The organism is Bacillus sp. BP-3, assembly GCF_028401955.1.
Taxonomy (GTDB): Bacteria; Bacillota; Bacilli; order Bacillales; family Bacillaceae_G; genus Bacillus_A.
On record NZ_JAQOTJ010000009.1, the window covers coordinates 179,548 to 204,518 of the forward strand.

Consider the following 24,971-nt stretch of genomic DNA (forward strand, 5'->3'; position numbering starts at 1 on the left):
TATTCCTCCTTTAAACCTCTAACTTTTTGTCGATGATGTAGGATGCTATGAATATGAAGAGAACGGTTGATAACAAGGTAAAGCATATATACGAAATACTTGCCCCTTCATTCATATAAAATGATGTTTCAAAAAAACCATTTTTATCTATAAATTTAATATTTTTTGTAAAAAATACATATCTATCTACTTTTTCCAAGAGAGTAGTTATAAAAAATTGAATTCCAGCTAGAAGCAAAAAGAAAAATATAAATAATACCTTACTTAATAACGAATTCACATTAAAAAGTTTTATAACTGCAATTATGATATATATAGAAGCTAAACAACTCGTTAAATCTATAATCCATAAAAAGATAGAAAAGAAATGATGAAGCAACCCAAATTTATAAAAGTATTGCATTGCTCGTTGAATCTCTCCATTTGTGTTTTTCCCGTAAATATCTAAAGAAAAGAAATGAACAAATCCTAAACCAATTAAAGACAGTAGAGTAACCATTAGCGAAAAAAACAATAGGTTGGCAAATATATATTTTTTAGCAGGAACTGCTGTATAACGAATCATAGAATTTTTTAACATTCTCCGAAAAGACGAGACTGCTATTAAACCAATTGAAAATACCGTTATACTGAATAGTAAAATAAACAAAATCAATATTACATTTTGTTTCATTGAAGTCATATGCTTAGCAGAACCCATAAAATTAAATAATAGAATAAGTGAAATCGTAATAAATCCTACGTAAATAATCCATATTTTCTTTTTATTACAGTTATATAAATAGTAAAGAAGTTGATTCATTGTCCAAAAACCTCCTTGAACAACTCGTGTATTGCTTTTCCTCTTTGAAAACGAAGATTTTCTACATTTTCATGTAACACAATTTCTCCGTCCTTTAAAAAGATCACTTCATCAAACAAGTTTTCAATTTCGCTAATTAAATGAGTAGAAATTAAAATTGTACAGTCTTCCCGATAAAATTGAAGAATTAACTCTAACACATGCTCCCGTGAGACAAGGTCGATTCCGCCAAGCGGTTCATCTAATACATAAAGTTTTGCATGCCTTGAAAAGGTTAAAATCAGCTGTAGTTTTTCTACCATTCCTTTTGATAAAGCATTAATTTTTTCTTCTAATGGAATTTTCAATTTCGCGATTGTATCCACTGCTTTTTGAATATTAAAATCTTCATAAAAATCGCGATAAAAAAACAAAGCATTCTTTACAGTCATCCACTCTTCAAATATAGGACGGTCAGACATGAATGAGACGATTTTTTTCGTTTCTCGACTTACTTTCTTATCAGCAATGAAAATATCTCCTTGAGACGGATGTTGTAAACCTACAATCATTTTCAGCAGTGTCGTTTTCCCGCTACCATTATCCCCGACAAGACCAATAATTTTCCCTTCTGTTATTGTAATGTTTACATCTCTAATAACAGCTTTTAAATCGTAACGTTTCCATAAGTTTTCTATTTTTACTAATTCTCGCATCTGTTCTCCCCCTTTTTCTCTTCTAATGAAGAATGAAGAATGGACAACATTTCCTCTTCTGAAAACCCTAAGTTGTTCATTCCATTTATAAAGGCATGAAGCAACTCTTTCGCCATATCTTTTCGCAGCTCCATAATTTTCTCTCCTTCAGTTGCTACATATCTTCCCATTCCTCTACGCGTCTCAACGATACCCTCGCGTTCTAACTCTTGAAATGTACGTTGAATTGTATTCGGATTCACTTGTAACTCACTCGCTAATTCACGGACAGAAGGAATTTTACTACCAGGCGCTAAATGACCTGTTACAACTTCCTTTTTTATGTATTCCATCACCTGAATGTAAATTGGGATGTTGGGAGAAAATTCGATTTTCATTTCTTCCTCCTAATGTTTTAGTGTACTAGTCAAATAGTACACTATGATACAAAAAATGTAAATGAGAATTTTGAATATTTTTTTATAATGTTTTTTAATGATAACATCCTCGAATTTCATTGCTCCTCATAAGATATCATCAAGAAAATCAAACGAAATAACCATGTTATGTAAACATATTTCCCATAAAAAAAAGTGCCCTATACATATAGAGCACTCGCCTTATTAAAAGTTAAATACAAAATCATCATCTGATAATTTTTCAACATTTGTCGCTTTCACATAACCGTTCCCTTTTACAGAGAAGAAATCATGATTTTTTGTATCCGTACGTAAACCATTTAATACGATTGGATTAATTTCTTCTTCTTCAAAGTGCGGTTCTAATCCTAGATTCATTAATCCTTTATTCGCATTGTAACGAACGAAACGATTTACCTCTTCTACAAGACCAATCGATGTATAAATTTCATCTGTATACGCTGTTTCAATGTCATACAGTTCTAATAACAGATCCTTCGTTTCTTTTTGTACTTCTTGTTGCTCCTCGGAAGAAAGCTCTGCAAACACTTGCTGCGCTAAAATACCGACGAATACGCCGTGGATGGACTCGTCCCTAATTATTAAATTTATAATTTCTCCACTCGCCGTTAGTTTTCCTTGCCCTGCTAAATACAGAGGATAGAAGAATCCACTATAGAACAAGTAGCTTTCTAAAAACACACTTGCTACCATTGCCATGTATAGCTCTTTTTTCGTTACTTGAGGCTTTAATAAACGACGGTAGTAATTTGTAATGATACTTGATTTTTTCTCAAGTAACGGATGTGTATCTACCCATTTAAAAATCCCATCAATTTCTTCTTCAGTTGCGAGTGTTGTAAAAATATGACTGTAACTTTTCGCATGTACTTCTTCCATAGCTCCCATGAACGCAAGCACACTTTTTGCTTGTAAGTTCTCAAGATGCACAAGAATTAGTGGCATTCCCTCGCCGCCTTGCTTCGTATCTAGAAGTGTTAATCCCCCAAGTACACGTTTATAAGCAATTTGCTCTTCCTTAGATAACTGCACCCACGTGTTTTTGTCAGAAGAAACCGCGATCTCCTCTTCTGTCCAAAACTGAGCGATGTTTTGCTTCCAAAACATTAAACTAAAATCGTCTTCTTTCTTGTTCCAGTTTACCGCGCGCATTGAATCGCCCCTTTATTATATTATCGCATCGTTCTAACGTGCGGTAAAACTTCCATTTCAAAATGAAAATCTAACCGCACGTTAGAATGTAAATTTGTTTACTTAGCATGAGCAGGGTTTTTCTAAACCCTGCTCATCCTGTTTTATATAATAACTATCAATTGTATGCTTTTCTGCTAAAAGAACACATTATACTGTGCAGGCTACACACTCTTCCACACTTAATTTACGTGTTCTTGTGTAGTACAAGCTCTTTAACCCTTTTTTATGAGCATAAATATAGTAACGTGCTAATTCACGAGTAGAAATATCACTATTTACATAAAGAATTGTACTGATCCCTTGGTCAACATGCTCTTGAATTTCTGCGATTAAATCAATAAGTTTAAACTGATTCATATCATAAGAAGATTTATAGTACCAGAACGTATCTTTCGATAAATACGGCATTGGATAATATGTTGTTGCATTTGCGTACGTTCTTGATTCAATTTGGCTTACGATTGGCATTACTGATGAAGTAGCATTCTGCACGTAACTGATCGATTGTGTAGGTGCAATTGCTAATCTATATGAATTATATAAGCCATGCTTCTGTACTTGTTCTTTTAAGTTTGTCCAATCTTCTTTTGTTGGAATATGAATCCCTTCAAATAACTGCTGCACTTTCTCAGTTGCCGGGCTATAATCCGTTGTTTCATATTTCTCAAAGTATGTGCCATTTGCATAATCTGACTTTTCAAAGTCTTTAAAGGTTTCACCTTTCTCTTTTGCAATTTCCATACTTTTTTCAATGGAGTAGTAATTTAGCATCATAAAGAATGTACGAGCAAATTCTTTCGCTTCTGCACTTTCATAAGCGATTTTATTTTTCGCTAAATAACCGTGTAGGTTCATTGCTCCAAGACCAACAGAATGAAGCTCCTCATTTGCTTTTTTCACAGTCGGTGCGTTCGGAATAATTGTCATATCAGAAACAGCTGTTAAAGCTTCCATTCCCGCATGAACCGCTTCACGTATTTCTTTATTCTCCATTACGTTTACGATATTTAATGATCCTAAGTTACAGTTAATATCACGGCGGATAATATCATCTGTACCATAATCATTGATTACAGATGTTTCTTGTAACTGGAAGATTTCTGTACAAAGATTCGACATCTTCACAGTTCCAATATCCTTTAACGGATGTTGTTTATTTGCATTTGATTTAAACATTAAGTATGGATAGCCAGACTCAAGCTGAATCATTGCAATTTTAATAAGCATATCACGTGCGCTAATATCCAGCGGTTTCTTTTTGATTTTTGGATTGCTCATCAGTTCGTCATACATTTCATCAATGTCAATATCGTCTAAATGTTTTCCGTACTCTTTATACACTGTATAAGGTGCGAAAACATGGAATGGTTCGTTTTTCTCAGCAAGCTCAAAGAACTTACTTGGAACGATAATTCCGATGGAAAGAGACTGAATACGGCTCTTCTCGTCGGCATTTATTTTTTTGGTCAACATGTCTTCATATTTCTATGAAGGTTGGACTATATCATCAACCTGTAACTGGCTGCCTTGCACTTCGACTGGTGCCTATCTCCAGCCTACTCTACTTGCTTACGTCTACTGACGTGCGTTCGATAGTCTCTACACCTTCTTGCTAGATATGCACTTCTAACAAGCTTGGCACGGTATTACCTGCTATCCACTTATAATGGACCGTAGGTTCTCTTAGTCAGCTTCTTCGTGAGCTTTTTCTCTACTCCTTATTCAACTGATACCGTTAGCCGCTAATGCGACACCCTAATGGCTAGGTTCACAAGGTTTTCTCATATACATTACTGTATAGAGGGACTACCAATTAATCCAAAAACTCAATAATATCCCAATGGAAAATATTTAAATATACAGCTCCGGCACCTTTTCGTTGGCCCAACTGATTCGCATACGAAAACGAATCTTCAAGTAATTTCATAACTGGTACAACACCACTTGCTGCATTCTCGATACCTTTAATTTGTTCACCGCGTGCTCGTAATTTGCTCAAGTTGAGCGCTACGCCGCCGCCGATTTTTGATAACTGCATTGCTGTATTAATATTGAACCCAATCGAGTTTAAGCTGTCGTCCATCTCTAACAAGAAACAAGACACCATTTCTCCTCTTCTGCTTCTTCCTGCATTTAAAAAGGTTGGTGTCGCTGGTTGATAATTTTGTTTGACGATCATACTTGCGAATTGCTTTGCCTTCTGGGCATTTCCTCGTCCTAAGTATAACGATACAATTGCCACACGATCAGGATAACTTTCTAAGTATTGTTTTTGATCATTCGTTTTTAACGCGTAATCTTTATAAAACTTAGATGCTGCCATATAAGATTGAAATTCGAACTTTTCGCCGTACGTGATATCGTATACAGCTTCCACCTCGTCCATCTTATATTCGCTTAACACATCATAGTAGTAATCATACTCTAACATATACTCGATGCGTTCTGCCACGCTATCAAAAGGAACGGTATTCTCTTTCGCCTCTTCCATAAAGTCTGCTAGTGCCTCTTTATCTTTATGAAGCTGATAGAACCCGTCCTGCATTTGCGTGATCTCATTATTCAATTCAATGTGTCGCAATCTCCAGCACCCTCTCTTTAAAAAATTCTACATCTTTATTTGTTCCAGATAACTCAAATTTTGATACAACCGGCACCTCATATCTCGTTGAAATCTTGTCTGCGCTTGCCCCAAACATATCTCCCCAATTGCGATTTCCGCTTGCAGATACTCCTTTTAAACGTTCATGATTACGTTCTAAAAATTTCAAAACACGTTCCGGCACATTTCCAAAACCTGTTGTATACGTAATAAGGACAAATTCTTCATCTAATACGAGATTTTCATTAATTTGAACGGCCGGCATATTTAATTTGTGGATGAAACGCTTTACGTTTCCTGTCATAGAATCATATGCAACTAACATCTCCGACCCTCCCTTTACATCTTTTCGCGTCATGTTCGTTCTCGATGAATTCTCTATATATTGTATTACTTTTTAAAAAAGGACACAAGATATATGTATAATTTCTTTCTTTTTAAAAATTTACTTTTTCGACAAAATAGACCGATCTTTTTACAATACAAAGAATATGAAACAACATTCTAAAAGACATGTCAATAAAGTGTATTTCAAAAAAGTTGTCAACGGATTTAGCCACATTTCCAAAAAAGTTCATCGTATCAAATTGTCAAAAAAAGAAATATACATGCGAAATCTATTTCTCATTTGTCAAAAAAAAACGAACAGTTTCCCTATTAGAAACTGTTCGAAACCGGTTACACATTTTTTCTATCATTTTATTTGTACGTATACTCCTATTCATGATGTTCTACGCGCACGATATCGCTCAAAAATATATGATAGAAAATTTCATCTTTACATTGCATCGTAAAAACAGGTGACTCTTCATCGAAATACGCAATCGTACCTTTCACTTTTTGAATAGAATTTTGAAGTTTTGCTATTACAAGCACACTTCGTTCTTGTTCATATGCTAGTTTTAATTGTCCTATGATTTCCTTCATTCGCTTTCGCTTCTCCGGAAACATAACCATCCCAACAAATTTTCTTCCCTTCTCATCTTTCCAAAAACAGTCCCAATGCGGAAGTATCCCTTGCTTAAACTCTCCCAAATAAACTCCTCTCCTTTCTTACGAGCGTGGTGTTTCCATATATGTATAAATGATTTTCCCACTGTGCTGTGCGTTACCTCGAAAATGCTTAAAGTCTTCTCGTTCTACTAAAACTTCTCGAAATGTATAAAACACTTCTTTTGTGACAATGTATTCTTGTATTTCTTTATTTTTAAGCTGATCTAAAATCATATTTACTTGTTGTTTATCCATACTAATCACCTCTCTGTCGTATTTTTATTTCACGACTACTTCTATACACTCCTAAAGCAGCAAATCATTTCTTATCATGCTAACTCTTATGATACAATAAAATGGACACTAGGAGGGATACCATGATTCGGAAAGCAAAACAAACAGATGCTCAAGCAATATCTCCTTTATTGTACAACGCACTGCATGAAATTGCTGAAAAATTAACAGGCGGCACAAATGAAACGGAAGTTCTAGAAGGGTTAGAATATTGGTTTACGAAAAAGGAAAACCGACTCAGTTATGAAAATTGTTTCGTTGAAGAACGAGATGGTAAAGCTGTTGGTATTATTGTAGCCTACCACGGAAGTGAAGCAACTCAACTAGATGACCCAATTGTGAAACGGTTACGAGACATTAAACAAGATTCTTCTATTATATTAGAAAAAGAAGCAGAAGAAGATGAATATTATATTGATACTCTATCTGTTTCCTCTACATATGGTGGACAAGGTATCGGTTCAAATTTAATTCTTGCAGCTGAAACATCCGCTCAAGAAGAAGGCCATGAGAAAATCTCATTGCTAGTAAACTTAGAAAACAAATCTGCGTTTTCTCTTTATAAAAAACTTGGCTATACACAAGATAACACACTTATGCTTGTGGGCGAACCATATGCTCATTTAGTTAAACATATATAATACAAAGGCACAATTATTATTTCATAATTGTGCCTTTGTATTATATATGGAGTATGACACCCTTATGTATAAGTTATAAATACATTTCCTTCTAGTACTTCATGAAAAGTATAAATTGTACATCCCCACGGGTTATTCCGCAATAGCAGTGGTCCACGCCATCCCCTCGCACACAACTCTTTCCCAATCATCTTATTAAAATAACTATGCCCAACAAGGGTAACTCGCTGATATACATTTGCATAGCCAACTAATACATCGGCCGCTTGCTTCGCTCTTCTTTGAACTTCTAAATAAGATTCAACATCCCTCGAATAACCAATCATCCAAAATGCTCGACCCAAAAACATCCAGACGTCCGGTTTACACTTTATCCAGTTCGGGACAGGTAAAATAGATGGAACAGCAGCTTCACGAAAAAGGGAATTCTGTATAAACATAACATTACTAGTCAACATCGCTGCTGATTGAACAGCTATTTTTTGATCACTCGATACGATAAATTTAGAGGATTCAACGACTTCCATCGTTTCAATTGGAATTTCCATTTCTCTCATAATATCTTCATGTTCGTATCTTTGCTGCCATTCTTGAAATCCCCGAACTGTAATCGCTTTCTTTTGAACACTAGAGCTTCCATGACGTATGAAAGAAATTTGCATCTTTCTCACTCTCCGTTCAACATTTTTCTATTATAGAAACATTCTTTTATGATTCAGCACTTCCATCCTCATGACTAGAAAAAGAAGAAATGCTATCAGCTCCCTCATAGTATATGTATGTTTCATGTTCACGAATCACTTTCAATTTCGTATATGCAAATAAAAACAACATAATAGCTATAAAGCTTCCTACAATCTCAAATACCATTTTATCGTCTCCGTTTCATAACACCCCTATATTCACCTTACAATAAATGTGAGAATCTTACTATAAATTCATTGTGAAAAATTAGCATTTTTTCAAAAAAAATGTACTGGAAACATTTACAAAAGAGAAAATATCGTTCACAATAAAGAGAAATACAAAAAGAACGAAACTTGTTCTCTTTTTCGTAAAAATGTAACAGGGAGAGTTGCTTATGAAAATTGCAGAAGCTGGGGATGTCATTGAATTTAAAAACGGTTTACAAGGGCGCGTTCAAAAAGTAAATAAAAACTCCGTTATCGTCGATATAACAATTATGGATAACTTTAGAGACCTAGATATGGAACCTCTTACTGTTGTCAACCATAAGAACTATACAGTTATTACACAACATACATAGAATACTAGAAAAGAGAGGGCAAGCCCCCTCTTTTCTTAACGATTATCTACTGTTTCTGGATATAAATCATGATTCATTAAACGATATTCAGCCATTTTTTCATATTTTGTTCCAGGGCGTCCATAGTTACAATATGGATCAATAGAAATACCACCGCGTGGCGTAAATTTGCCCCATACTTCAATGTAGCGTGGATCCATCAATTTAATTAAGTCATTCATAATGACATTCATACAATCTTCATGGAAATCTCCATGGTTGCGGAAACTAAATAAATATAACTTTAAAGATTTACTCTCTACCATTTTTTGTTCTGGAATATAGCTAATATAAATTGTCGCAAAATCTGGTTGTCCTGTTTTTGGACATAAACTTGTAAACTCTGGACAATTAAATTTCACAAAATAATCGCGATTTGGGTGATTATTATCAAACGTCTCTAAAATTTCAGGGCTATATTCAAATAAATATTTTGTATTTTGATTTCCTAGTAATGTTACATCTTTTAAATCTTCATCTTTTCTTCCAGTCATCTTAAAATCTCCCTTCACTTATACACCGCGTTTATTGCCCCACACTAAAGCGTGGAGCTGCGGTAATACTTTCGCATTATTCATTTCCTTACATTGCACTGCTTTATCAATCAGCCACTCATATTTCATAAGAAGACGCTGAATTAATGAAGCGTCATCAGTCGTCTTTATATCATCATTTCCAACTTGCAAGAAAAATGGAACGTGCGGATAACGTTCATGCACCTCTTTTGCATATACAAAATCTTGATCATCAAATACAACCACTTTTAAGCTAAACTCTTTTCCGTCCAACCGCTCAACAATTGAATCTAACATAACAAAATTCGTTGACATCTTTGAACTCGGCGGCTTCGGCGAAATTGTTACCTCATCTATATGAAGCAACCAATCTTGCCATTTACTTCCTTGCGTTTCAATTGCCGTACGAATGCCGTTCTTTTTTAATAAAGAGATCAATTCTCCTAAATGCTTCAGCAATGCAGGATTCCCACCTGAAATCGTTACATGCGAGAAATTTTCACCCCCAATTTGGACAAGTTCAGAAAAAATTTCTTTCGGCGACATTTGACGAATTTGCTCTTTTGCAGAACCGTCCCATGTAAATGCAGAATCACACCATGCACAGCTATAATCACAACCTGCTGTACGAACAAACATTGTTTTTTGTCCAACAACCATTCCCTCTCCTTGAATTGTCGGTCCAAAAATCTCTAAAACAGGAATGTTACTCACCCATCATCCACTCCCGTCTTACTTCTGCATAGCTTGTTGGTGTTTCAAATAAGCGCACAAACTCAACACGCGCCCCTTTATATTCATTTTGTCGATCACCTTTTGTGAGTGCCTCTTCCATCTTCTCAAAAATCCATACAACCATATTTTCAGCAGTTGTATTCATAGCTGGAAGTGTTTCATTTAAGTAACGGTGATCTAAATATATTTCAATTTCATTTTTCCAAATTTCTTTTATATCACCAAAATCAATCGCGATGCCAATTTCATTGACATAACCACTAATTCCAAAAATTACTTTATACGTATGGCCATGAAGGTTTTTACATTTCCCTTCATAACAGTGCAAATGATGTGCAGCATCAAACGTAAATTCTTTACTAACCATAACACGCTTATTATGATACTTCAGTTGCTTACGCTCAATGTCCTGATCTATTTTTTGCAAATTTTCAACAATGCGAAATCCAAAGAAGTCTTGTGTCATTATGCTTTCGCTCCTTCACGTTCTTGTACATATTTATCAAGTCCTGCTTTACGAAGCTGACACGCTGGACACTCACCGCAGCCATCACCAATAATTCCGTTATAGCACGTTAACGTTTTTTCACGGACAAATTCAAATGCTCCCAGTTCGTCTGCTAACTTCCACGTTTCCGCTTTATCAATCCACATAAGTGGTGTATGAATCACGAATGGATAATCCATCGATAAATTTAATGTAACGTTTAACGATTTCACAAACACATCACGGCAATCTGGATAGCCGCTAAAGTCTGTTTCACACACACCTGTTACAATATGGCGTGCCCCTACTTGTTTAGCTAACACACCCGCAAACGATAAAAACAATAAGTTACGTCCATCCACAAATGTCGATGGCAACTCACCATCTTCATGTGTAATTTCCATATCTGTACGCGTTAATGCATTGGGAGCGAGCTGATTTAACAAGCTCATATCAAGTACAGTATGCTTCACACCTAATTCTTTTGCGATTTCCGCCGCACAGTCAATTTCCAGCTTATGACGTTGATTATAATTAAACGTCACTGTTTCTACTTCTTCAAACTGTTCAAGCGCCCAAAATAAACACGTTGTACTATCTTGACCACCACTAAAAACAACAACTGCTTTTTCCTTTTTCATTTCACTCATTCTCCTCTTTTTTCGATTCCAAGAAGAAAGAGCGTTCTTGAACTGTCATACTAAAAAAAACAAAACAATATCAATAAGGACATTGTTCTCTGCTTAGTTTTTTATAGAGGGAGTTCGCGAACCTCTCCCATGCTATGCATGGATTGTCTTCTTTAACTTGCACCTTACATTGTAACATACCGAGTATACGAGTGGAAAACGTCTATTTTTTCTGTTTTTTCTAAAAATAATATTTCATTTTCTTCCATATTAATAGTATGATGATTTTATATACTAAACCTTTTACTTCTCGATACAAGGAGGTTTTAAAGCTGAAGCTTTTTATTATGTACCTCTTCATAAATATATTATTTATTTTAGTTACAATGTTGATTTATCATTTATTTTGGAGCGAAAAAGGAAATCACTCTCCAAAGCTCAATTCGTTTGTATTTATTCTTTCTTGCAGTATTACTACCATTGTCTGTATGTCGTTTTCTGCAAAAGCAGATTACGGTTTTCAATATGATTTCCGACATATCGTGCTCGTTGTCGGTACATTATCCGGAGGACCAGTCGCAGGTGGTGCCATTTTAATTGTTATGAACATTTATCGTTTTTTTATTGGGGGCAACGGATTCATACCTTCTCTTATTGCATCTTTTATTTTGTACACTTTTCTCATTACAACATATAACATGTACATAAAAGGGAAAATCAAAACAAAAATGTATTTAGCTTTTTTCTACAGTCTTATTTACGGCATTGGCTGGATTCCCTATTTTCTATCTATCGTTCCAAACTCGAAGGACTATACCCCTTATCTTGTTACATATGAGTTATGCACAATTGTAGGAACAATTTTAATTTTATACTTAATGGAAGTTTTACAGTCACAAGTCCGCCTTGCAAAAGAACTTGTGAACGCCGAAAAATTTCATCTCATCGGTGAAATGGCTGCTTCTATTTCACATGAAATTCGAAACCCACTTACATCAACAAGAGGATTTCTTCAATTGTTACAATCAAAAAGCTATTCAGAACAAGAAAAACTGTTATATTTAGACATCGCTATGCGCGGTATTGACCAAGCAAATCATGTATTAACAGACTACTTAACATTTGCAAAACCAAGTATTGAAAAAGTACAACTATTACAGTTAGAAGAAGAATTACTTCATGCAATTACGCTCATGACACCATTAGCAAACCTTTCTAACGTTCGTATCCATTATACAAAACAAAGTAAAACATTTTATATAATGGGAGAAAAACAAAAGCTCAATCAATGCCTTTTAAACATTATAAAAAACTGTATTGAAGCAATGCCAAACGGCGGTGACCTTACATTTACTGTAACACCTGCTAACAAACATATCCAATTACATATTCAAGATACCGGAATCGGCATGAGTACCGAACAAGTAAAACGTCTCGGTTCCCCTTTCTACTCTACAAAAGAAAAAGGAACAGGCCTTGGAATGATGGTTGTCTTTAGTATTATAAAAGCAATGAATGGCAAAATTGACATCACTAGTGAGAAAAATATTGGGACAACTTTTCTTCTTATATTTCCCTTAACAAAGAAAACGTGATGCAGGTGCATCACGTTTTCTTTGTTTCATCTACAAGTTCCGCAAAGGTCTTCACTTTCCCATGCGGCTCTTGATGTTCTTTTCGTGCTTTCCATTGCCTCTCTTGCTCTCGTTTTTTATTTCCCATTATTTCAACTCCTTTTCAGATGTCCTTATATATGTTCCAACATATGAAGTAGGAATATACATTTACTGAGCGATGCAAAACTACAAAAAATCCATCAGCTAGTAAATCAACTGATGGAAGTTTCACTTTATCTTTGTAAAATAGAATGCTTTGCTTCTTTTAACTGTGTAAGATGACGCTGTTCATGTAAGTCTAAAAATTGCACCCATTGATATAAATTAAGCTCATCAAATACAGGATGTTTGAGCGATTTTTCGAATAGTTCTTTTTCATTTACAATGCTATGAAGAACATGTAACAGCTTTTCTCTTGAACTTTGCAGCAATTGCATCATTTGTGATTTTTTCATTAATGTTTCTGTTGGTTGCATTTGTTGAGGGGCTTCTCTCTTTCTTGTTCGATCGAGTGTAGCTTGAAGGTCTTTTGGCGGAACAACTTTTCTTTCAGTTTTATGAAGCGCATATACAATAGCAGATGTAACAGATTGTTCAACAAGATGCAGGTGATGTAACACTTGCATAATGCTCCATTTATCACGGCGTGGTTTCATATTAATTTCTGTATCAGTTAACATTTCAATTTCTGATAAAAGTTTCTGTCTCGTAGACGCCATTCCACGTAACAACGTTTCCATATTCATATTTGCATAAGATTGCATCATATTTCTCCCCCCTTATTTGGCTAAAAAGAGGCGCTTCTATTCAAGAAACACCCCTCCGTTTAATTATTCTAAATTTTCTTTTATTATCTCATTTTTCCCAATAATTGTCGATTGAAAATTCATAAAACTAAATGCATATTTTTTACAATTTTGTGTCATCCACTCCATTTAACCAACCATGAATCTCATCGATTACACCTTTCACACACCCATCAGCAAATGGAGATGTTAAATTGGCTGTTTCAACTAATTGTAAGAATGATTTACTACCGCCTTGACGGCAAAGATGAACATAATCTTCCCATGCCTCTTGACGATTCTCTCTAGAGCGTTTCCAAAATTGGAATGCACAAATTTGTGCTAACGTATAGTCAATGTAATAAAATGGTGAGTTATAAATATGTGCTTGACGTTGCCAAAAGCCACCGCGCTCTAAATAATCATTTTCTTCATAATCACGATGTGGTAAGTACTTTCTCTCAATATTACGCCACGCTTCTTTTCGCTCAGTTGGTGATGCTTCTGGATGTTCATATACAAAATGTTGGAATTCATCAACAGATACACCATATGGTAAAAACAGCAATGCCGAACTTAAATGTGAGAAATAATACTTCTCTACATCTTCTTCAAAGAATAATTTCATCCATGGCCATGTAAAAAACTCCATACTCATAGAATGGATTTCACACGCCTCATATGTCGGCCAGTTATACTCTGGAACTTCATAGTGGCGGCTTTCATATACTTGGAAAGCATGTCCTGCTTCATGCGTTAACACATCAATGTCACCAGACGTTCCGTTAAAGTTTGAGAAAATAAACGGTGCTTTATAATTTTCAATATATGTACAATAGCCTCCGCCAGCTTTTCCTTTTTTCGCAACAAGATCTAATAAATTATTTTCTAACATAAAATTAAAAAATGTATTTGTTTCTTCTGACAGTTCTTTATACATCGTTTTGCCATGATTCACAATCCAATCCGCATCACCTTTTGGCACTGCATTACCAGATGGATATTCAAAATTTTCATCATAATAAGCAAGCTTCTCTACTCCAATACGAGCCTGTTGCTTTTGTCTAAGCTCAGTTGCAACAGGAACAATATAATCAAGTACTTGTTTGCGGAAATTCGCAACCATCTCTGCATTGTAGTCTGTACGATACATTCTTGCATATCCAAGCTCAACAAAATTATTAAAACCAAGTTTCTTCGCAATTGTCGTTCTTACTTTAACAAGTTCATCATAAATGCGATCTAACTCTTCTTCATGCTCTGCTAAAAATCCATAATATGCTTCACTTGCGTGTTTACGCATATTACGATCTCTATTCTCCATAAATGGAACAAGTTGTGATAGTGTTCGTTCTTCACCTTCAAATAAAATTTTAGCTGCCGCTAATAACTGTGTGTACCCAGAAGACAACTTGTTTTCTAACTGCAAATCTGCAACTACTTCATCCGAGTATGTTTTCATTTCAGCCTCTGCGAGTGCAAATAACTGTATACCATAATATCCTTCTAATTGTTTTCGAAATGGCGATTGTGTTAATGCCTCGTAATATTTTGTCACATAGCCCTTCACAATTGGTGAATATTCATCAAAGAAATCTTGTTCTTCTTTATAAACTTCATCCGTTGTATCTACGCTATGACGAATATAACATATATTATACATCGTGCTAAAATCATTACGAATTTCATTAATCTGTGCAATTACTTCTATTTGTTCTTCCACTGTTTTAGCACTCTTAAACTGTTGTAAAGTCTCCGCAAATCTGTCTTTCACTTCATCCATATTTGGACGTTTGTATTCATAATTCTCAAATGACATAGAAATAGCCCCTTTCTTTTCTAAAAAACATCCTTTTACTATAATTCCATATATTTCGTAAATCTCCTTTATTCATCAGTAAAATTCACCCTCCTTATTCTTATAGGTACATTTACATCAGTACATACTAAATTCTCCCCTTATTCTCTCTACCTTTTAATGTATAGAAATCTATTTTGTTTTTTCGACACATAGATCGCTGCTATGCAGAATAAAGTGAAGCTTCTATCGGTGGAGGTTTTTATGTTGGTTTTTCAATTTGCATTTATATAGTTACCGCCTGCAGTCGCAGAAATAATAAAAAACTTTGAATACATTGTTCAAAGTTTTTTATTATTTCTCATATTTCCCTATCTTTTTTAACATCATTAAGAGTTGATCCTTTTCATCATTTGATAACATATGAAATGATTCATGTATGACTTTCTCATGGTTTGGAAAGATACTAGAAATTAATTGTATCCCTTGTTCTGTTAAATGAGCATAAATGACACGACGGTCATTATGGCTAGGTTTTCGCTCAACAAGTCCTTTTTTCTCTAATTTATCAACAACATATGTAATACTACCGCTTGCAATTAAAATTCTTTCTCCAATTTGTTGCAATGGTTGAGTTCCCTTATGGTATAACAGTTCTAATACGGCAAACTCGGTTGGGTTTAATCCATTACTTTGAATAGACTTATTGGCAGTATCCATAGCTGAGCGATGCACGCGGGATAAAGCAATAAATACTTTTAATGATTTAGAAACATCTTCCTCTTCATACTGAGATGTCATGACACTCCCCCCCTTTCCTAAACCTCTTTTCAAATAGAGATATTATATCCAATTTAAATATCATCGTCATATTTCAACATATTTCAACAAAAAACTACAAAAAACATTACACATTTCAGAATGTTTTTATATAATAAAAATAAAAACAGAAGGTGAAGCAATTTTGAATGTAAAACTGCGCAACACATATATATATATTTTGCTTGTTATATTTCCAACCCTTTGTATTAGCTCTATCTTGTTTTTGTACGAAAAATATACAATGGAAAAAGAAAATAAACAAGCTGCTCATACAGTCGAATTTTTATATAGAGACTACTTAGATCGTTATCTAGGGGAAGCCACATCTGCATTAGAAATGCTTGCGATGGTTATTAGTGCAAAAGCGCAAAATGATGCTGAAATACAACAAGTTCTCCATAGTACAGATGAAACCGATGAACGATTTGATGGTCTGTATTATGCAAATACAGATTTGAAAGTTACATTATCATCATCGGGATTAGAAAATCCGATCAATATCAATGATCGTTCTTATGCAAAAGAAGTTTTTAAAAATAAACAGACGACGGTTTCATCTGCGGTTACAGATCGTGCTTCTGGCCATAAAGTGATTGTGATTGCCACTCCTGTTTTCAATAAAAACAAAGATATTTCTGGACTGCTATTAGCAAGCCTACGATTTGACTATATTGCAACATCTTTAAATGCAATCAAACCAGAATATCACTTTGAAGTACTGGATAAGTATGGAATTACATTTTTACACGATAATAATCCGAAATTTGCCCCAACACACACACAACGAATGACTATTCCATTGACAAGATTACCGTGGAGCGTTGCTATTTATCCATTACCTATTGAAGAAACCATTTTATATCGTAACGTATTTACGGAAAGTTTAATAACATTATTTCTTATGACTACTTTATTTTTAGTTATAAAATACATTCTTCTAGAAAGACAAACAAAGTTAGAAAGAAAGCAAAATGAATTACAAAAATTAGAATTAGTTGGTTCCTTCGCTGCAAGTACAGCTCACGAGATCCGCAATCCTCTTACAGGTATTAAAGGACTCATTACTCTTTTAAAAGAAACACATTCAAATGAAAAGGACCAATTTTATTTTTCTGTTATTGAGAAGGAAATTGAAAGGATTAATGAGATTGTCGGTGAATTCCTTATTCTCGGGAAGCCAACAGCTATTATTGAAAAAACATACGATTTAAAAGACATTGTAAAAGAAGTTTCGTTAATTATTCAATCCGAGGCAAATTTACATAACGTTGAACTTTTCATACATATGCCTGAACATCCAATTCCGATTCGTTGTTCAAATGATCATATCAAACAGATTATTTTAAATATTACAAAAAATGCTTTTGAAGCAATGTCATTAGGTGATACATTGACGATTACAATTGATGCAAATGAAAATACAGCACAATTACAGATTAAAGACACCGGAAAAGGAATTCCAAAACACATTCAAAAACATATTTTCCATCCGTTTTTCACAAACAAAAATACAGGAACAGGACTAGGCCTTGTCGTATGCAAAAGAATCATTGAAATTTATAATGGTCAAATTACGATTGAAAGCACAGAAAATATAGGAACAACAGTATGCATTATACTCCCGCTTTATTCACAGTAATCATCCCTTTCCCTTATGGGATGATTACTTTATAAATGTTGTCCAAAACGCATTCGATTTCTCATTGTGTGTCATTTTGAAAAGTGATGTTTTTATCATAAAAAACCATTTTGATACCTTCTTCTCTTTATAACGCTGATATTTCACAATAAGCGTGTCCAATTCTTGACTTACTTGAATTGTCTCTAAGCTATTGAATCCACTGGTAAGTCCTAAATGAATCATTTCTTCGCGCTTCACATGAATATCATACAAAAGCTTGTCCATTGTAGATTTTCTTTTTACTACAAACATGCATATCCCCCTCGATATCCTTTCATAATCTGTATTTCATTCTTATTAACAATAAAATTCTCTGTTTCTCTCCTTATTCACTACAAACGTTCAGAAAATTAAACATTTTCTCCCTATAATTTACAAATCTTTATCCTCACCTTGAGAATTATTACAAATTATTCTATCTTTGTAAATACATTCGCAATAATAGACATTTTTTTTGTTTTATTTTAATGAAAACCCCTCTCAAACAGTGAACTCTCGCTTTTCACAATTTTAATTTCGACATTTTGTGCGTTTAAATTCATTCAAAACGTAAACGATAACAGTAAATTATCCTTTATACCGCACCAACAAGCTCAATTAGTTCAACTAATCACCAGGCAATGAAGGCCCACTTAGTATGGATGCTTTATATTGTAAGAAGGGAGAGTTTTACATGCGAAAATATATGATTATCTTTTTCCTTATCGCACTACTGCCAATCGTAACTTTTTCTGTACCAGCATACGCTCACACAAATAAAGTAGCGATTGTCATTGATGACTTCGGAAATAATATGAAAGGAACGGAAAAAATGTTATCACTGCCTATCCCGTTAACTGTTGCAGTTATGCCATTTCTTCCATCTACAAAACAAGATGCGACATCAGCTCATCAAAAAGGGCACGAGGTTATAATTCATATGCCAATGGAACCGGTAAAAGGGAAAAAAGAATGGCTCGGCCCAAAAGCCATTATAACCGATTTAAGTGATGCTGAAATTAGAAGTCGTGTCAAACAAGCGATTGAAGACGTTCCATTCGCAATTGGAATGAACAATCATATGGGTTCAAAAGCAACTGCTGATGAAAGAGTAATGCGCATTATACTTTCAGTTTGTAAAGAGCATGGTCTCTTTTATTTAGATAGTAAAACTAGCCCGCACAGCGTTGTAAAAAAAGTTGGCGAAGAGATTGGCGTTCCTATTGTCGAAAATAAACTATTTTTTGATGATCTATATACTTCAGCTCACGTAACAAAACAAGCAAATATTCTCTTACAAAAAGCAAGAACTGAACCTGTTATGGTAGCGATTGGTCACGTTGGGCCTCCAGGAGAGATTACATCTTCTGTCATTAAATCTTATATACCTAAAATTCAAGAAAAAGCTGATTTCATCTTCTTATCTGACCTTGTATCCCCAGTCCCACCTGTTTCTTCACAAAAATAGAGAGAGGCTTCTGCCTCTCTCTATTTCTAAATACGATCTACATGACTAACGCGAAAACCCTTTCTCTCTAATTTCTCTATTAATACTTCTAACTCTTGTTGATTCAAATCATCTGTTAAATTAACAATAACACGTCTAATATATTGATCACCGTTATCTAACGTAAATAACCCACCGATATTATACATCTTTAACAATCTACCAAGTTCTTTAATGATTCCTTTCGACTCATGTGTCGCTAATGTTATTATATATCCACCTGTATTCATTCCAAATGAATCTTCAATCACATCAAAAATATTAGAATGCGTTAAAATGCCTATAAATTCATGATAATCATTTAATACAGTTAAAAATGGCAATTTCCGAATCGTATAAAAAGCTCTAAAGAAAGAATCACGTTCAAAAATAAAAGCTTGCTCATCTTTCATTAGCTCAGAGACACTTTCTTTCTTTTCTTTTTGCTCCTTACATTTATTCTCTAACACATCTACTTTATAAATAATACCTTTAAATGTCTTACCGTCCTCTGTTAAAACAGGAATCGCTCTATACCCACTACGTTCCATTATCTCTAAAGCTCGCTCTGCCTCTTCATTTTCGAAGCAAGTTACAACTTGTTGCTTCAGAAGAAAATGATATTTAACTCGCAAAATACGTTCCTCCCCACATGACGACATGTAATCTATATATAATAAGGAGAGCCGTATTTTATGAGTAAAACTTTATAAGTAGAACGCTTTCATTTTTTAGCATTACTTCCTTACTAATTTCAATTCTCTTTAGGTACTTCTACCTAAAGAGGACTTTCGATTAAATTACTGTACTTTTCGTTCCTTTAATCATCAACAATTTTACGTGGTAATTCATCAAGTACTCTAATCCCTCTAACCATTTTTTCGTTTCTTCTGGCGTCGTTCCCCAAACAATCAATCCGTAATTGTGAACAAGAACTGCTCCGCCTCCTTTCGTAAAGCAAGGCACACTCTCTTCTAACAAATTCGCAAATTTGCTTTCATCTGCTACGATTGGAATTGTAATACTTGTAATCCCCTCGTTTCCAAAGACACGTTCTACATTTCTCTGTTCAAACGTTACTTCTCCTGACTTTTCATATAACTCCGACATTAAGTGACTATCAACTGTTTGTACTTGTAAAATGCATTCCGCCTGACTTTTTTTATAAATATCTGCGTGCATAAATGACTCAGAAGCCGGTTTCTCATCAATTGCAAATACCGGTTCACATGTACTGTTAACTACAATAAAATCGTCTTCCACAAATAGTCCTTTATCTTTTCCTTCTATATTAACTAAAAACGTAAGCGGATCTTTTGACGTACGCATCGATAAACTAATTTTTGTCCCATAAAACCAGTCACGAAGAGCCAATTCCATCTTAATATCCCGTAATTCCTTCCATTTTTTTAAAAACAATAACACATTGTCACCCCCGTATTGTTATCTTCTATTTCTATGTAAAGGCAATATTTTTTGATAATTCTAAAAATTTAATTGAATTATCACATGAGAAAACCTTTTTGTCAATATGCTTTTGCCATGTTCCCTAAACTTTATCCAAATAAAAGGAGCCCTATTATAGAGCTCTTTTATTCATCAAAATTTGCAGCATAGCATTCTTCTCTTGTTCATTAATAATCCGTAACTTTTGTAATATATATGCATATAAAATTATCCTCTCATGCATTCTTTTCTTCACCTCTGTCCCTTCTTTCCTTTAACCAACTTTTTTTCTATTGGTAAATTATATGAGCAATAAGAGAAAAAGTGTCCTGTTTTGTGAAAATTCAACTTCTAATGAATGTTGTTTTTTTCCATATATATGCCTATACTAAACAATGTAATTTTAAATTAAAGTTGAGGGTTAAGAGATGAACATTATTATTAGTACATTAAACGCAAAGTACATTCATACAAATCTAGCAATTCGTTATATTAAAGCATATGCCCAGCCAGAGTTTGATCTAGAGATGGCTGAATATACAATTAACGATCCTGCCATGAATATTGTTACAGATTTACATAGGCGCAAACCTGATGTAATAGGCTTTAGCTGTTATATTTGGAACATCGAAGAAACAATTGAAGTCATTCAAATGCTAAAAAAAATCAATCCAAATTTGATTATTTTTGTTGGTGGTCCAGAAGTTACATACGATGTGCCACATTGGTTAAAACGTGTTCCTGAAATTGATTTTATTATTGTCGGTGAAGGAGAACTTGCTGTAAAAAATCTTCTATTTGAAATACAAGGCACACAACAATTTGAAAACCTTGACGGTATTGGATTCAGAAAAGATGATGGCACCTATGTAATTAAACCACAACGTGAGAAACTAAATTTAAAAGAATTGCCATCTCCATATCGTTTCCCGGAAGATATTCCACATTTAAGTAAACGCATTACCTATATTGAAACGAGCCGTGGTTGTCCGTTTAGCTGTCAATTTTGTTTATCTTCTATTGAAGTCGGCGTCCGTTACTTCGATCGTGAACGTATTAAAGAAGACATTCGCTATTTAATGCAAAATGGTGCACGTATTATTAAATTTGTCGATCGTACTTTTAATATTAGCCGTAGCTACGCAATGGAAATGTTTCAATTTTTAATTGATGAACACGTAGATGGAACTGTATTTCAATTTGAAATTACAGCCGATATTATGAGGCCTGAGGTCATTGAATTTTTAAATACACATGCTCCTCCAGGTTTGTTCCGCTTTGAGATCGGTGTACAATCTACAAATGATCAAACAAACGACCTTGTAAAACGACGTCAAAACTTCGAAAAATTGACAAGAACAGTTACAATGGTTCGCGATGGTCAGAAAATCGATCAACATTTAGACTTAATTGCCGGACTTCCTGAAGAAGACTATCAATCCTTCCGAAAAACATTTAATGATGTTTTTGCATTAAGACCAGAAGAATTACAACTTGGCTTTTTAAAATTGCTGCGTGGTACAGGGCTTCGACTTCGAGCAAATGATCATCAATATATATACATGGAGAATGCACCATATGAAATGCTTGGAAATAATGTACTATCATTTGATGATATTATTCGAATTAAACAAGTTGAAGATGTATTAGAAAAATATTGGAACGCTCATCGTACGGACAACACTGTGTCATATGTTGTATCCCATGCATTTGATACACCTTTTGACTTCTTTCAAGAATTTGGCTCTTATTGGGATACACAAGGATGGATACGAATTGGACACCAACTAGAAGATTTATTCCAACGCCTGTATCAGTTTTTACAATCGAGAAAAACTGCAAAACTCCATATCATTAAAGGGTTAATGACAATTGATTATTTACAAAATCATAAATATCGCCCACGTAAATCATGGACAACAGAGCAAAGGAAGAAAGAAGAGGTAAATGCCTACTATAAAGGAATTCTAGACCATCCAAACATTCTAGGAGATAAATTTGCTGCTCTTCAATTGACAGAAAAAGACTTGTATAAACACACGATTGTAGAGCATATACCATTTGATTACCACCATTACATGAAGCATGGTGAAATGATTTCAAATCCTTCTTTCCTTGTTGCCTACTATAATCCAAAAACGAAAACATGTGAATTATACGCAGCTAAGGTCAGCGAATTATCAACATTAATATAAGTATAAAAAACGATAAAGTGAAACTTCCATCAGTGGGGGTTTTCTTCATCCCCCACCTATCTTCTTCGCTTTTCTCTGAATCTTGAGGTGGGGGTCTTACTGCCCGTTAATGCGGGATAAACTGGCAGAAAAAATGAGACGTTTATAAAAAACGCCTCAATTTTTCTTTCCTTTTTTCGAGTTGCGATTTGCATATTTTGCAACATTTTCATTTTCGTACTCGACTGCAAATTCCGCATCCGGCAAGCTTTCTTTTGGAGTTTGATTATTCTTTGCAGCTGCGTTACGACTCACCTTTCGTTTTACCATACGAAACACCCCTTGATTCTTTATATAAAATTAATGCTTGTAGTACTAATATGGACATTGAAACTCTCCCCTATAGATGGTAACTGTTAACAAGTCGTGAATACACAATGTGAGGAAATGCTATAAAACAGGAAGGTCTATACACCTTTCCACTTTAATAAACAAGGAGCGATGAATGTGAAAAAAAAGCAACCTATCGACTCTCCGATTCTTGATGAAACCATTCCACATCAAATGAATTTCCCTTCTTTTAAAGGAACTGGCATCACAATGCAACAGCCATTCATTAATGAATATGACGTAATTATTGGCGATAGCCAATATAATTCAGAAAATAGCCCCCTAAATCATTGGAGCGATGATATCGATCCTGCTATTATGGCCGGAGACCAATGGGTACATCCAACGAATGATATCGGTTGGGTTGCTGAAGAAAACCAAGAATTACTATCCAAAAATAACAATGATGCAGAAGATATTTTTATGCATCCACAGTTTGGTATTAATGATTAATGCAGAAAAGCGATTCTATTTTATAAAATAGAATCGCTTTTCTTATCCAATAATAATTCGCTCTTTCGGATATTTATATCGAGGCGGTCTCTCTCTTCCCCCAATCACCAATATGAACGTAAAAATACCAATCCGTCCAATAAACATAAGCACAACTAATACTAACTTTCCAATTGTTGTAAGTTCTGGTGTAATTCCCGTCGATAATCCAGTCGTTCCAAATGCTGAACACACTTCTAAAACAAGGTTCATTAATGGAAATGGTTCCGTTATACTTGAACTACCCGCCACTTAACGTCCTTACGGACTGTTTGAAGTGGGGGATTCCTACGAACACCAAAGTATCCTTTGATTATCTTAGTAGGCTAACCCCGTAGTTCCTACGGTTAGAAGTCTTACGGCTTCGTTTTTAAGGTTTTGTCCTGCGTTAATATCTCTGTCATGATGCGTGCCACAAGAAGGGCAAGCCCATTCACGAAGATTTAGATTCTTAACGTCTTTGTTTTGGTAACCACAACAAGAACAAAGCTGACTGGAAGCGAATGTTTTAGACACAACAATGACTTGTTTGCCGTACCATTTTGCTTTGTATTCGAGCATAGTTCTAAATTGCGACCAAGATACTTCACTTATTGCTTTCGCTAATTTATGATTTTTTAGCATATTTGACACTTGCAAATCTTCAATACCAATGATGTCGTGGTTTTTGACAATTTCGGTAGAGATTTTTTGCAAGTAGTCTGTTCTTGCGTTGGTGATTCGTTCGTGAATACGAGCAACTTTGACACGCTGTTTATTCCAATTTGAAGAGCCTTTTACACGCTTAGAAAGTATCCGCTGTGCATCTGCCAACTTCTTTTCCAATGTACGAAACCATTTAGGATTTCCAAATACTTCACCAGTCGAAAGAATAGCAAAGTCTTTTAATCCAACATCAACACCAACAGACGAGCCTGTTTTTTCTAATCGTTGCACTTCTGTTTCAACAAGAATTGAAACAAAGTATTTCCCGCTTGGATTACGTCGAAC

29 protein-coding genes, 3 pseudogenes and 1 riboswitch are annotated in these 24,971 nt (G+C 34.6%); of the genes and pseudogenes, 7 read left to right on the forward strand and 25 right to left on the reverse strand.

Annotated elements, in window-relative coordinates:
* Nucleotides 1–10: 10 nt before the first annotated feature.
* From PLX19_RS15955 to PLX19_RS15995, 9 genes and pseudogenes are all read right to left on the reverse strand, one after another.
* Complete coding sequence (locus tag PLX19_RS15955; protein WP_272189692.1) at nt 11–802, reverse strand: ABC transporter permease; 792 nt, start codon at nt 800–802, stop codon at nt 11–13.
* The gene (locus PLX19_RS15960; protein WP_272189693.1) at nt 799–1,497 is read right to left on the reverse strand and encodes an ABC transporter ATP-binding protein; all 699 of its coding nucleotides are present in this window, start codon (nt 1,495–1,497) and stop codon (nt 799–801) included. Before PLX19_RS15960 ends, PLX19_RS15955 begins: the two co-directional genes overlap by 4 nt.
* Nucleotides 1,485–1,874, reverse strand: coding sequence for a GntR family transcriptional regulator (locus tag PLX19_RS15965; protein ID WP_272189696.1), 390 nt, complete (start codon nt 1,872–1,874; stop codon nt 1,485–1,487). The genes PLX19_RS15960 and PLX19_RS15965 overlap by 13 nt, the downstream gene beginning before the upstream one ends.
* 225 nt (nt 1,875–2,099) lie before the next feature.
* The gene (gene nrdF / locus PLX19_RS15970; RefSeq protein ID WP_272189698.1) at nt 2,100–3,068 is read right to left on the reverse strand and encodes a class 1b ribonucleoside-diphosphate reductase subunit beta; all 969 of its coding nucleotides are present in this window, start codon (nt 3,066–3,068) and stop codon (nt 2,100–2,102) included.
* Between the two features lie 189 nt (nt 3,069–3,257).
* Nucleotides 3,258–4,577 (reverse strand): annotated as a pseudogene (locus PLX19_RS15975) (ribonucleoside-diphosphate reductase subunit alpha); the annotation flags it as partial.
* A 349-nt stretch (nt 4,578–4,926) separates the two neighbouring features.
* Nucleotides 4,927–5,691, reverse strand: a pseudogene (locus tag PLX19_RS15980) (ribonucleotide reductase N-terminal alpha domain-containing protein); the annotation flags it as partial.
* Nucleotides 5,678–6,037, reverse strand: coding sequence for a class Ib ribonucleoside-diphosphate reductase assembly flavoprotein NrdI (gene nrdI / locus PLX19_RS15985; RefSeq protein WP_272189700.1), 360 nt, complete (start codon nt 6,035–6,037; stop codon nt 5,678–5,680). The pseudogene PLX19_RS15980 and the gene nrdI, both read right to left, overlap by 14 nt.
* Nucleotides 6,038–6,429: 392 nt before the next feature.
* Nucleotides 6,430–6,747, reverse strand: a complete 318-nt coding sequence (locus PLX19_RS15990; protein WP_272189701.1) for a hypothetical protein — start codon at nt 6,745–6,747, stop codon at nt 6,430–6,432.
* An 18-nt stretch (nt 6,748–6,765) separates the two neighbouring features.
* Nucleotides 6,766–6,960 (reverse strand): abortive phage infection protein, encoded by a 195-nt coding sequence (locus PLX19_RS15995; protein ID WP_272189702.1) that lies wholly within the window; start codon nt 6,958–6,960, stop codon nt 6,766–6,768.
* 122 nt (nt 6,961–7,082) lie between these two features.
* Here PLX19_RS15995 and PLX19_RS16000 point away from each other — a divergent pair, with 122 nt between their 5' ends.
* A complete protein-coding gene (locus tag PLX19_RS16000) occupies nt 7,083–7,640 on the forward strand; it encodes a GNAT family N-acetyltransferase (protein WP_272189703.1) in 558 nt (185 codons plus the stop codon).
* Between the two features lie 62 nt (nt 7,641–7,702).
* On the opposite strand, the gene PLX19_RS16005 is transcribed toward PLX19_RS16000, so the two are convergent.
* Together PLX19_RS16005 and PLX19_RS16010 are read right to left on the reverse strand one after the other, a co-directional pair.
* A complete protein-coding gene (locus PLX19_RS16005; protein WP_272189704.1) occupies nt 7,703–8,302 on the reverse strand; it encodes a histidine phosphatase family protein in 600 nt (199 codons plus the stop codon).
* A 46-nt stretch (nt 8,303–8,348) separates the two neighbouring features.
* Entirely contained in the window at nt 8,349–8,510 is a 162-nt protein-coding gene (locus tag PLX19_RS16010; protein ID WP_272189705.1) for a hypothetical protein, read from the reverse strand.
* A gap of 211 nt (nt 8,511–8,721) precedes the next feature.
* Between PLX19_RS16010 and PLX19_RS16015 the strand changes: the two genes are divergently transcribed.
* Nucleotides 8,722–8,907: a YkvS family protein gene (locus PLX19_RS16015; protein WP_272189706.1), complete on the forward strand. Its 186-nt coding sequence runs from the start codon at nt 8,722–8,724 to the stop codon at nt 8,905–8,907.
* A gap of 35 nt (nt 8,908–8,942) precedes the next feature.
* Here the strand turns inward: PLX19_RS16015 and queF are convergent, their stop codons facing one another.
* The 4 genes from queF to queC are packed head-to-tail and all read right to left on the reverse strand — an operon-like array spanning nt 8,943 to nt 11,324.
* Nucleotides 8,943–9,440: a preQ(1) synthase gene (queF, locus tag PLX19_RS16020; protein ID WP_035435424.1), complete on the reverse strand. Its 498-nt coding sequence runs from the start codon at nt 9,438–9,440 to the stop codon at nt 8,943–8,945.
* Between the two features lie 18 nt (nt 9,441–9,458).
* Entirely contained in the window at nt 9,459–10,175 is a 717-nt protein-coding gene (gene queE / locus PLX19_RS16025) for a 7-carboxy-7-deazaguanine synthase QueE (RefSeq protein WP_272189708.1), read from the reverse strand.
* Nucleotides 10,168–10,662 (reverse strand): 6-carboxytetrahydropterin synthase QueD, encoded by a 495-nt coding sequence (gene queD, locus PLX19_RS16030; RefSeq protein WP_272189711.1) that lies wholly within the window; start codon nt 10,660–10,662, stop codon nt 10,168–10,170. Before queD ends, queE begins: the two co-directional genes overlap by 8 nt.
* On the reverse strand, nt 10,662–11,324 hold the full coding sequence (gene queC / locus PLX19_RS16035) for a 7-cyano-7-deazaguanine synthase QueC (protein WP_272189712.1): 663 nt from the start codon (nt 11,322–11,324) through the stop codon (nt 10,662–10,664). The genes queD and queC overlap by 1 nt, the downstream gene beginning before the upstream one ends.
* Nucleotides 11,325–11,420: 96 nt before the next feature.
* A riboswitch (PreQ1 riboswitch) is annotated at nt 11,421–11,464 on the reverse strand.
* A 234-nt stretch (nt 11,465–11,698) separates the two neighbouring features.
* Here queC and PLX19_RS16040 point away from each other — a divergent pair.
* Nucleotides 11,699–12,907 carry an ATP-binding protein gene (locus PLX19_RS16040; RefSeq protein WP_272189713.1) on the forward strand — a complete coding sequence of 403 codons (1,209 nt, stop codon included), beginning with the start codon at nt 11,699–11,701 and terminating at the stop codon, nt 12,905–12,907.
* Between the two features lie 10 nt (nt 12,908–12,917).
* On the opposite strand, the gene PLX19_RS16045 is transcribed toward PLX19_RS16040, so the two are convergent.
* The 4 genes from PLX19_RS16045 to PLX19_RS16060 form a co-directional block, all read right to left on the reverse strand.
* The gene (locus PLX19_RS16045) at nt 12,918–13,034 is read right to left on the reverse strand and encodes a DUF6254 family protein (protein WP_272189714.1); all 117 of its coding nucleotides are present in this window, start codon (nt 13,032–13,034) and stop codon (nt 12,918–12,920) included.
* Between the two features lie 127 nt (nt 13,035–13,161).
* On the reverse strand, nt 13,162–13,695 hold the full coding sequence (locus PLX19_RS16050; protein WP_272189715.1) for a DinB family protein: 534 nt from the start codon (nt 13,693–13,695) through the stop codon (nt 13,162–13,164).
* 142 nt (nt 13,696–13,837) lie between these two features.
* A complete protein-coding gene (locus PLX19_RS16055; RefSeq protein ID WP_272189717.1) occupies nt 13,838–15,532 on the reverse strand; it encodes a M3 family oligoendopeptidase in 1,695 nt (564 codons plus the stop codon).
* A gap of 333 nt (nt 15,533–15,865) precedes the next feature.
* On the reverse strand, nt 15,866–16,312 hold the full coding sequence (locus PLX19_RS16060; RefSeq protein WP_272189718.1) for a MarR family winged helix-turn-helix transcriptional regulator: 447 nt from the start codon (nt 16,310–16,312) through the stop codon (nt 15,866–15,868).
* A 163-nt stretch (nt 16,313–16,475) separates the two neighbouring features.
* Here PLX19_RS16060 and PLX19_RS16065 point away from each other — a divergent pair, with 163 nt between their 5' ends.
* Nucleotides 16,476–17,972: an ATP-binding protein gene (locus PLX19_RS16065; RefSeq protein WP_272189719.1), complete on the forward strand. Its 1,497-nt coding sequence runs from the start codon at nt 16,476–16,478 to the stop codon at nt 17,970–17,972.
* 24 nt (nt 17,973–17,996) lie between these two features.
* On the opposite strand, the gene PLX19_RS16070 is transcribed toward PLX19_RS16065, so the two are convergent.
* Nucleotides 17,997–18,266, reverse strand: coding sequence for an aspartyl-phosphate phosphatase Spo0E family protein (locus PLX19_RS16070; RefSeq protein ID WP_272189720.1), 270 nt, complete (start codon nt 18,264–18,266; stop codon nt 17,997–17,999).
* Nucleotides 18,267–18,687: 421 nt separating this feature from the next.
* Between PLX19_RS16070 and PLX19_RS16075 the strand changes: the two genes are divergently transcribed.
* On the forward strand, nt 18,688–19,461 hold the full coding sequence (locus PLX19_RS16075; protein ID WP_272189721.1) for a divergent polysaccharide deacetylase family protein: 774 nt from the start codon (nt 18,688–18,690) through the stop codon (nt 19,459–19,461).
* A 26-nt stretch (nt 19,462–19,487) separates the two neighbouring features.
* Here the strand turns inward: PLX19_RS16075 and cbpA are convergent, their stop codons facing one another.
* The gene (gene cbpA / locus PLX19_RS16080; protein ID WP_272189722.1) at nt 19,488–20,114 is read right to left on the reverse strand and encodes a cyclic di-AMP binding protein CbpA; all 627 of its coding nucleotides are present in this window, start codon (nt 20,112–20,114) and stop codon (nt 19,488–19,490) included.
* Nucleotides 20,115–20,274: 160 nt separating this feature from the next.
* Nucleotides 20,275–20,904: a class II aldolase/adducin family protein gene (locus PLX19_RS16085; protein WP_272189723.1), complete on the reverse strand. Its 630-nt coding sequence runs from the start codon at nt 20,902–20,904 to the stop codon at nt 20,275–20,277.
* Between the two features lie 449 nt (nt 20,905–21,353).
* Between PLX19_RS16085 and PLX19_RS16090 the strand changes: the two genes are divergently transcribed.
* Nucleotides 21,354–23,120 carry a B12-binding domain-containing radical SAM protein gene (locus PLX19_RS16090; protein ID WP_272189724.1) on the forward strand — a complete coding sequence of 589 codons (1,767 nt, stop codon included), beginning with the start codon at nt 21,354–21,356 and terminating at the stop codon, nt 23,118–23,120.
* A gap of 156 nt (nt 23,121–23,276) precedes the next feature.
* Here PLX19_RS16090 and PLX19_RS16095 read toward each other — a convergent pair whose 3' ends face one another.
* A complete protein-coding gene (locus PLX19_RS16095; protein WP_230576014.1) occupies nt 23,277–23,429 on the reverse strand; it encodes a hypothetical protein in 153 nt (50 codons plus the stop codon).
* Nucleotides 23,430–23,606: 177 nt separating this feature from the next.
* On the opposite strand from PLX19_RS16095, the gene PLX19_RS16100 reads away from it, so the two are divergent.
* Nucleotides 23,607–23,942, forward strand: a complete 336-nt coding sequence (locus PLX19_RS16100) for a DUF3905 domain-containing protein (RefSeq protein WP_272189725.1) — start codon at nt 23,607–23,609, stop codon at nt 23,940–23,942.
* Nucleotides 23,943–23,984: 42 nt separating this feature from the next.
* On the opposite strand, the pseudogene PLX19_RS16105 reads toward PLX19_RS16100, so the two are convergent.
* Together PLX19_RS16105 and PLX19_RS16110 are read right to left on the reverse strand one after the other, a co-directional pair.
* Nucleotides 23,985–24,218 (reverse strand): annotated as a pseudogene (locus tag PLX19_RS16105) (potassium transporter TrkG); the annotation flags it as partial.
* 81 nt (nt 24,219–24,299) lie between these two features.
* Nucleotides 24,300–24,971, reverse strand: a 672-nt coding sequence (locus PLX19_RS16110; protein WP_272189726.1) for an RNA-guided endonuclease TnpB family protein, incomplete at its 5' end; no start/stop codon positions are given.

Coding starts and splice junctions, on each gene's coding strand:
- queD (WP_272189711.1), bottom strand. CDS start 10,662: ATGACACAAGACTTCTTTGGATTTCGCATTGTTGAAAATTTGCAAAAA.
- PLX19_RS15965 (WP_272189696.1), bottom strand. CDS start 1,874: ATGAAAATCGAATTTTCTCCCAACATCCCAATTTACATTCAGGTGATG.
- PLX19_RS16090 (WP_272189724.1), top strand. CDS start 21,354: ATGAACATTATTATTAGTACATTAAACGCAAAGTACATTCATACAAAT.
- PLX19_RS16005 (WP_272189704.1), bottom strand. CDS start 8,302: ATGCAAATTTCTTTCATACGTCATGGAAGCTCTAGTGTTCAAAAGAAA.
- PLX19_RS16075 (WP_272189721.1), top strand. CDS start 18,688: ATGCGAAAATATATGATTATCTTTTTCCTTATCGCACTACTGCCAATC.
- queF (WP_035435424.1), bottom strand. CDS start 9,440: ATGACTGGAAGAAAAGATGAAGATTTAAAAGATGTAACATTACTAGGA.
- PLX19_RS16015 (WP_272189706.1), top strand. CDS start 8,722: ATGAAAATTGCAGAAGCTGGGGATGTCATTGAATTTAAAAACGGTTTA.
- nrdI (WP_272189700.1), bottom strand. CDS start 6,037: ATGTTAGTTGCATATGATTCTATGACAGGAAACGTAAAGCGTTTCATC.
- nrdF (WP_272189698.1), bottom strand. CDS start 3,068: ATGCGCGCGGTAAACTGGAACAAGAAAGAAGACGATTTTAGTTTAATG.
- PLX19_RS16095 (WP_230576014.1), bottom strand. CDS start 23,429: ATGGTAAAACGAAAGGTGAGTCGTAACGCAGCTGCAAAGAATAATCAA.
- PLX19_RS16060 (WP_272189718.1), bottom strand. CDS start 16,312: ATGACATCTCAGTATGAAGAGGAAGATGTTTCTAAATCATTAAAAGTA.
- PLX19_RS16070 (WP_272189720.1), bottom strand. CDS start 18,266: ATGTTTGTAGTAAAAAGAAAATCTACAATGGACAAGCTTTTGTATGAT.
- PLX19_RS16055 (WP_272189717.1), bottom strand. CDS start 15,532: ATGTCATTTGAGAATTATGAATACAAACGTCCAAATATGGATGAAGTG.
- PLX19_RS16010 (WP_272189705.1), bottom strand. CDS start 8,510: ATGGTATTTGAGATTGTAGGAAGCTTTATAGCTATTATGTTGTTTTTA.
- PLX19_RS15955 (WP_272189692.1), bottom strand. CDS start 802: ATGAATCAACTTCTTTACTATTTATATAACTGTAATAAAAAGAAAATA.
- PLX19_RS16040 (WP_272189713.1), top strand. CDS start 11,699: ATGTTGATTTATCATTTATTTTGGAGCGAAAAAGGAAATCACTCTCCA.
- PLX19_RS16045 (WP_272189714.1), bottom strand. CDS start 13,034: ATGGGAAATAAAAAACGAGAGCAAGAGAGGCAATGGAAAGCACGAAAA.
- PLX19_RS15960 (WP_272189693.1), bottom strand. CDS start 1,497: ATGCGAGAATTAGTAAAAATAGAAAACTTATGGAAACGTTACGATTTA.
- PLX19_RS16000 (WP_272189703.1), top strand. CDS start 7,083: ATGATTCGGAAAGCAAAACAAACAGATGCTCAAGCAATATCTCCTTTA.
- PLX19_RS16050 (WP_272189715.1), bottom strand. CDS start 13,695: ATGATGCAATCTTATGCAAATATGAATATGGAAACGTTGTTACGTGGA.
- PLX19_RS15995 (WP_272189702.1), bottom strand. CDS start 6,960: ATGGATAAACAACAAGTAAATATGATTTTAGATCAGCTTAAAAATAAA.
- queC (WP_272189712.1), bottom strand. CDS start 11,324: ATGAAAAAGGAAAAAGCAGTTGTTGTTTTTAGTGGTGGTCAAGATAGT.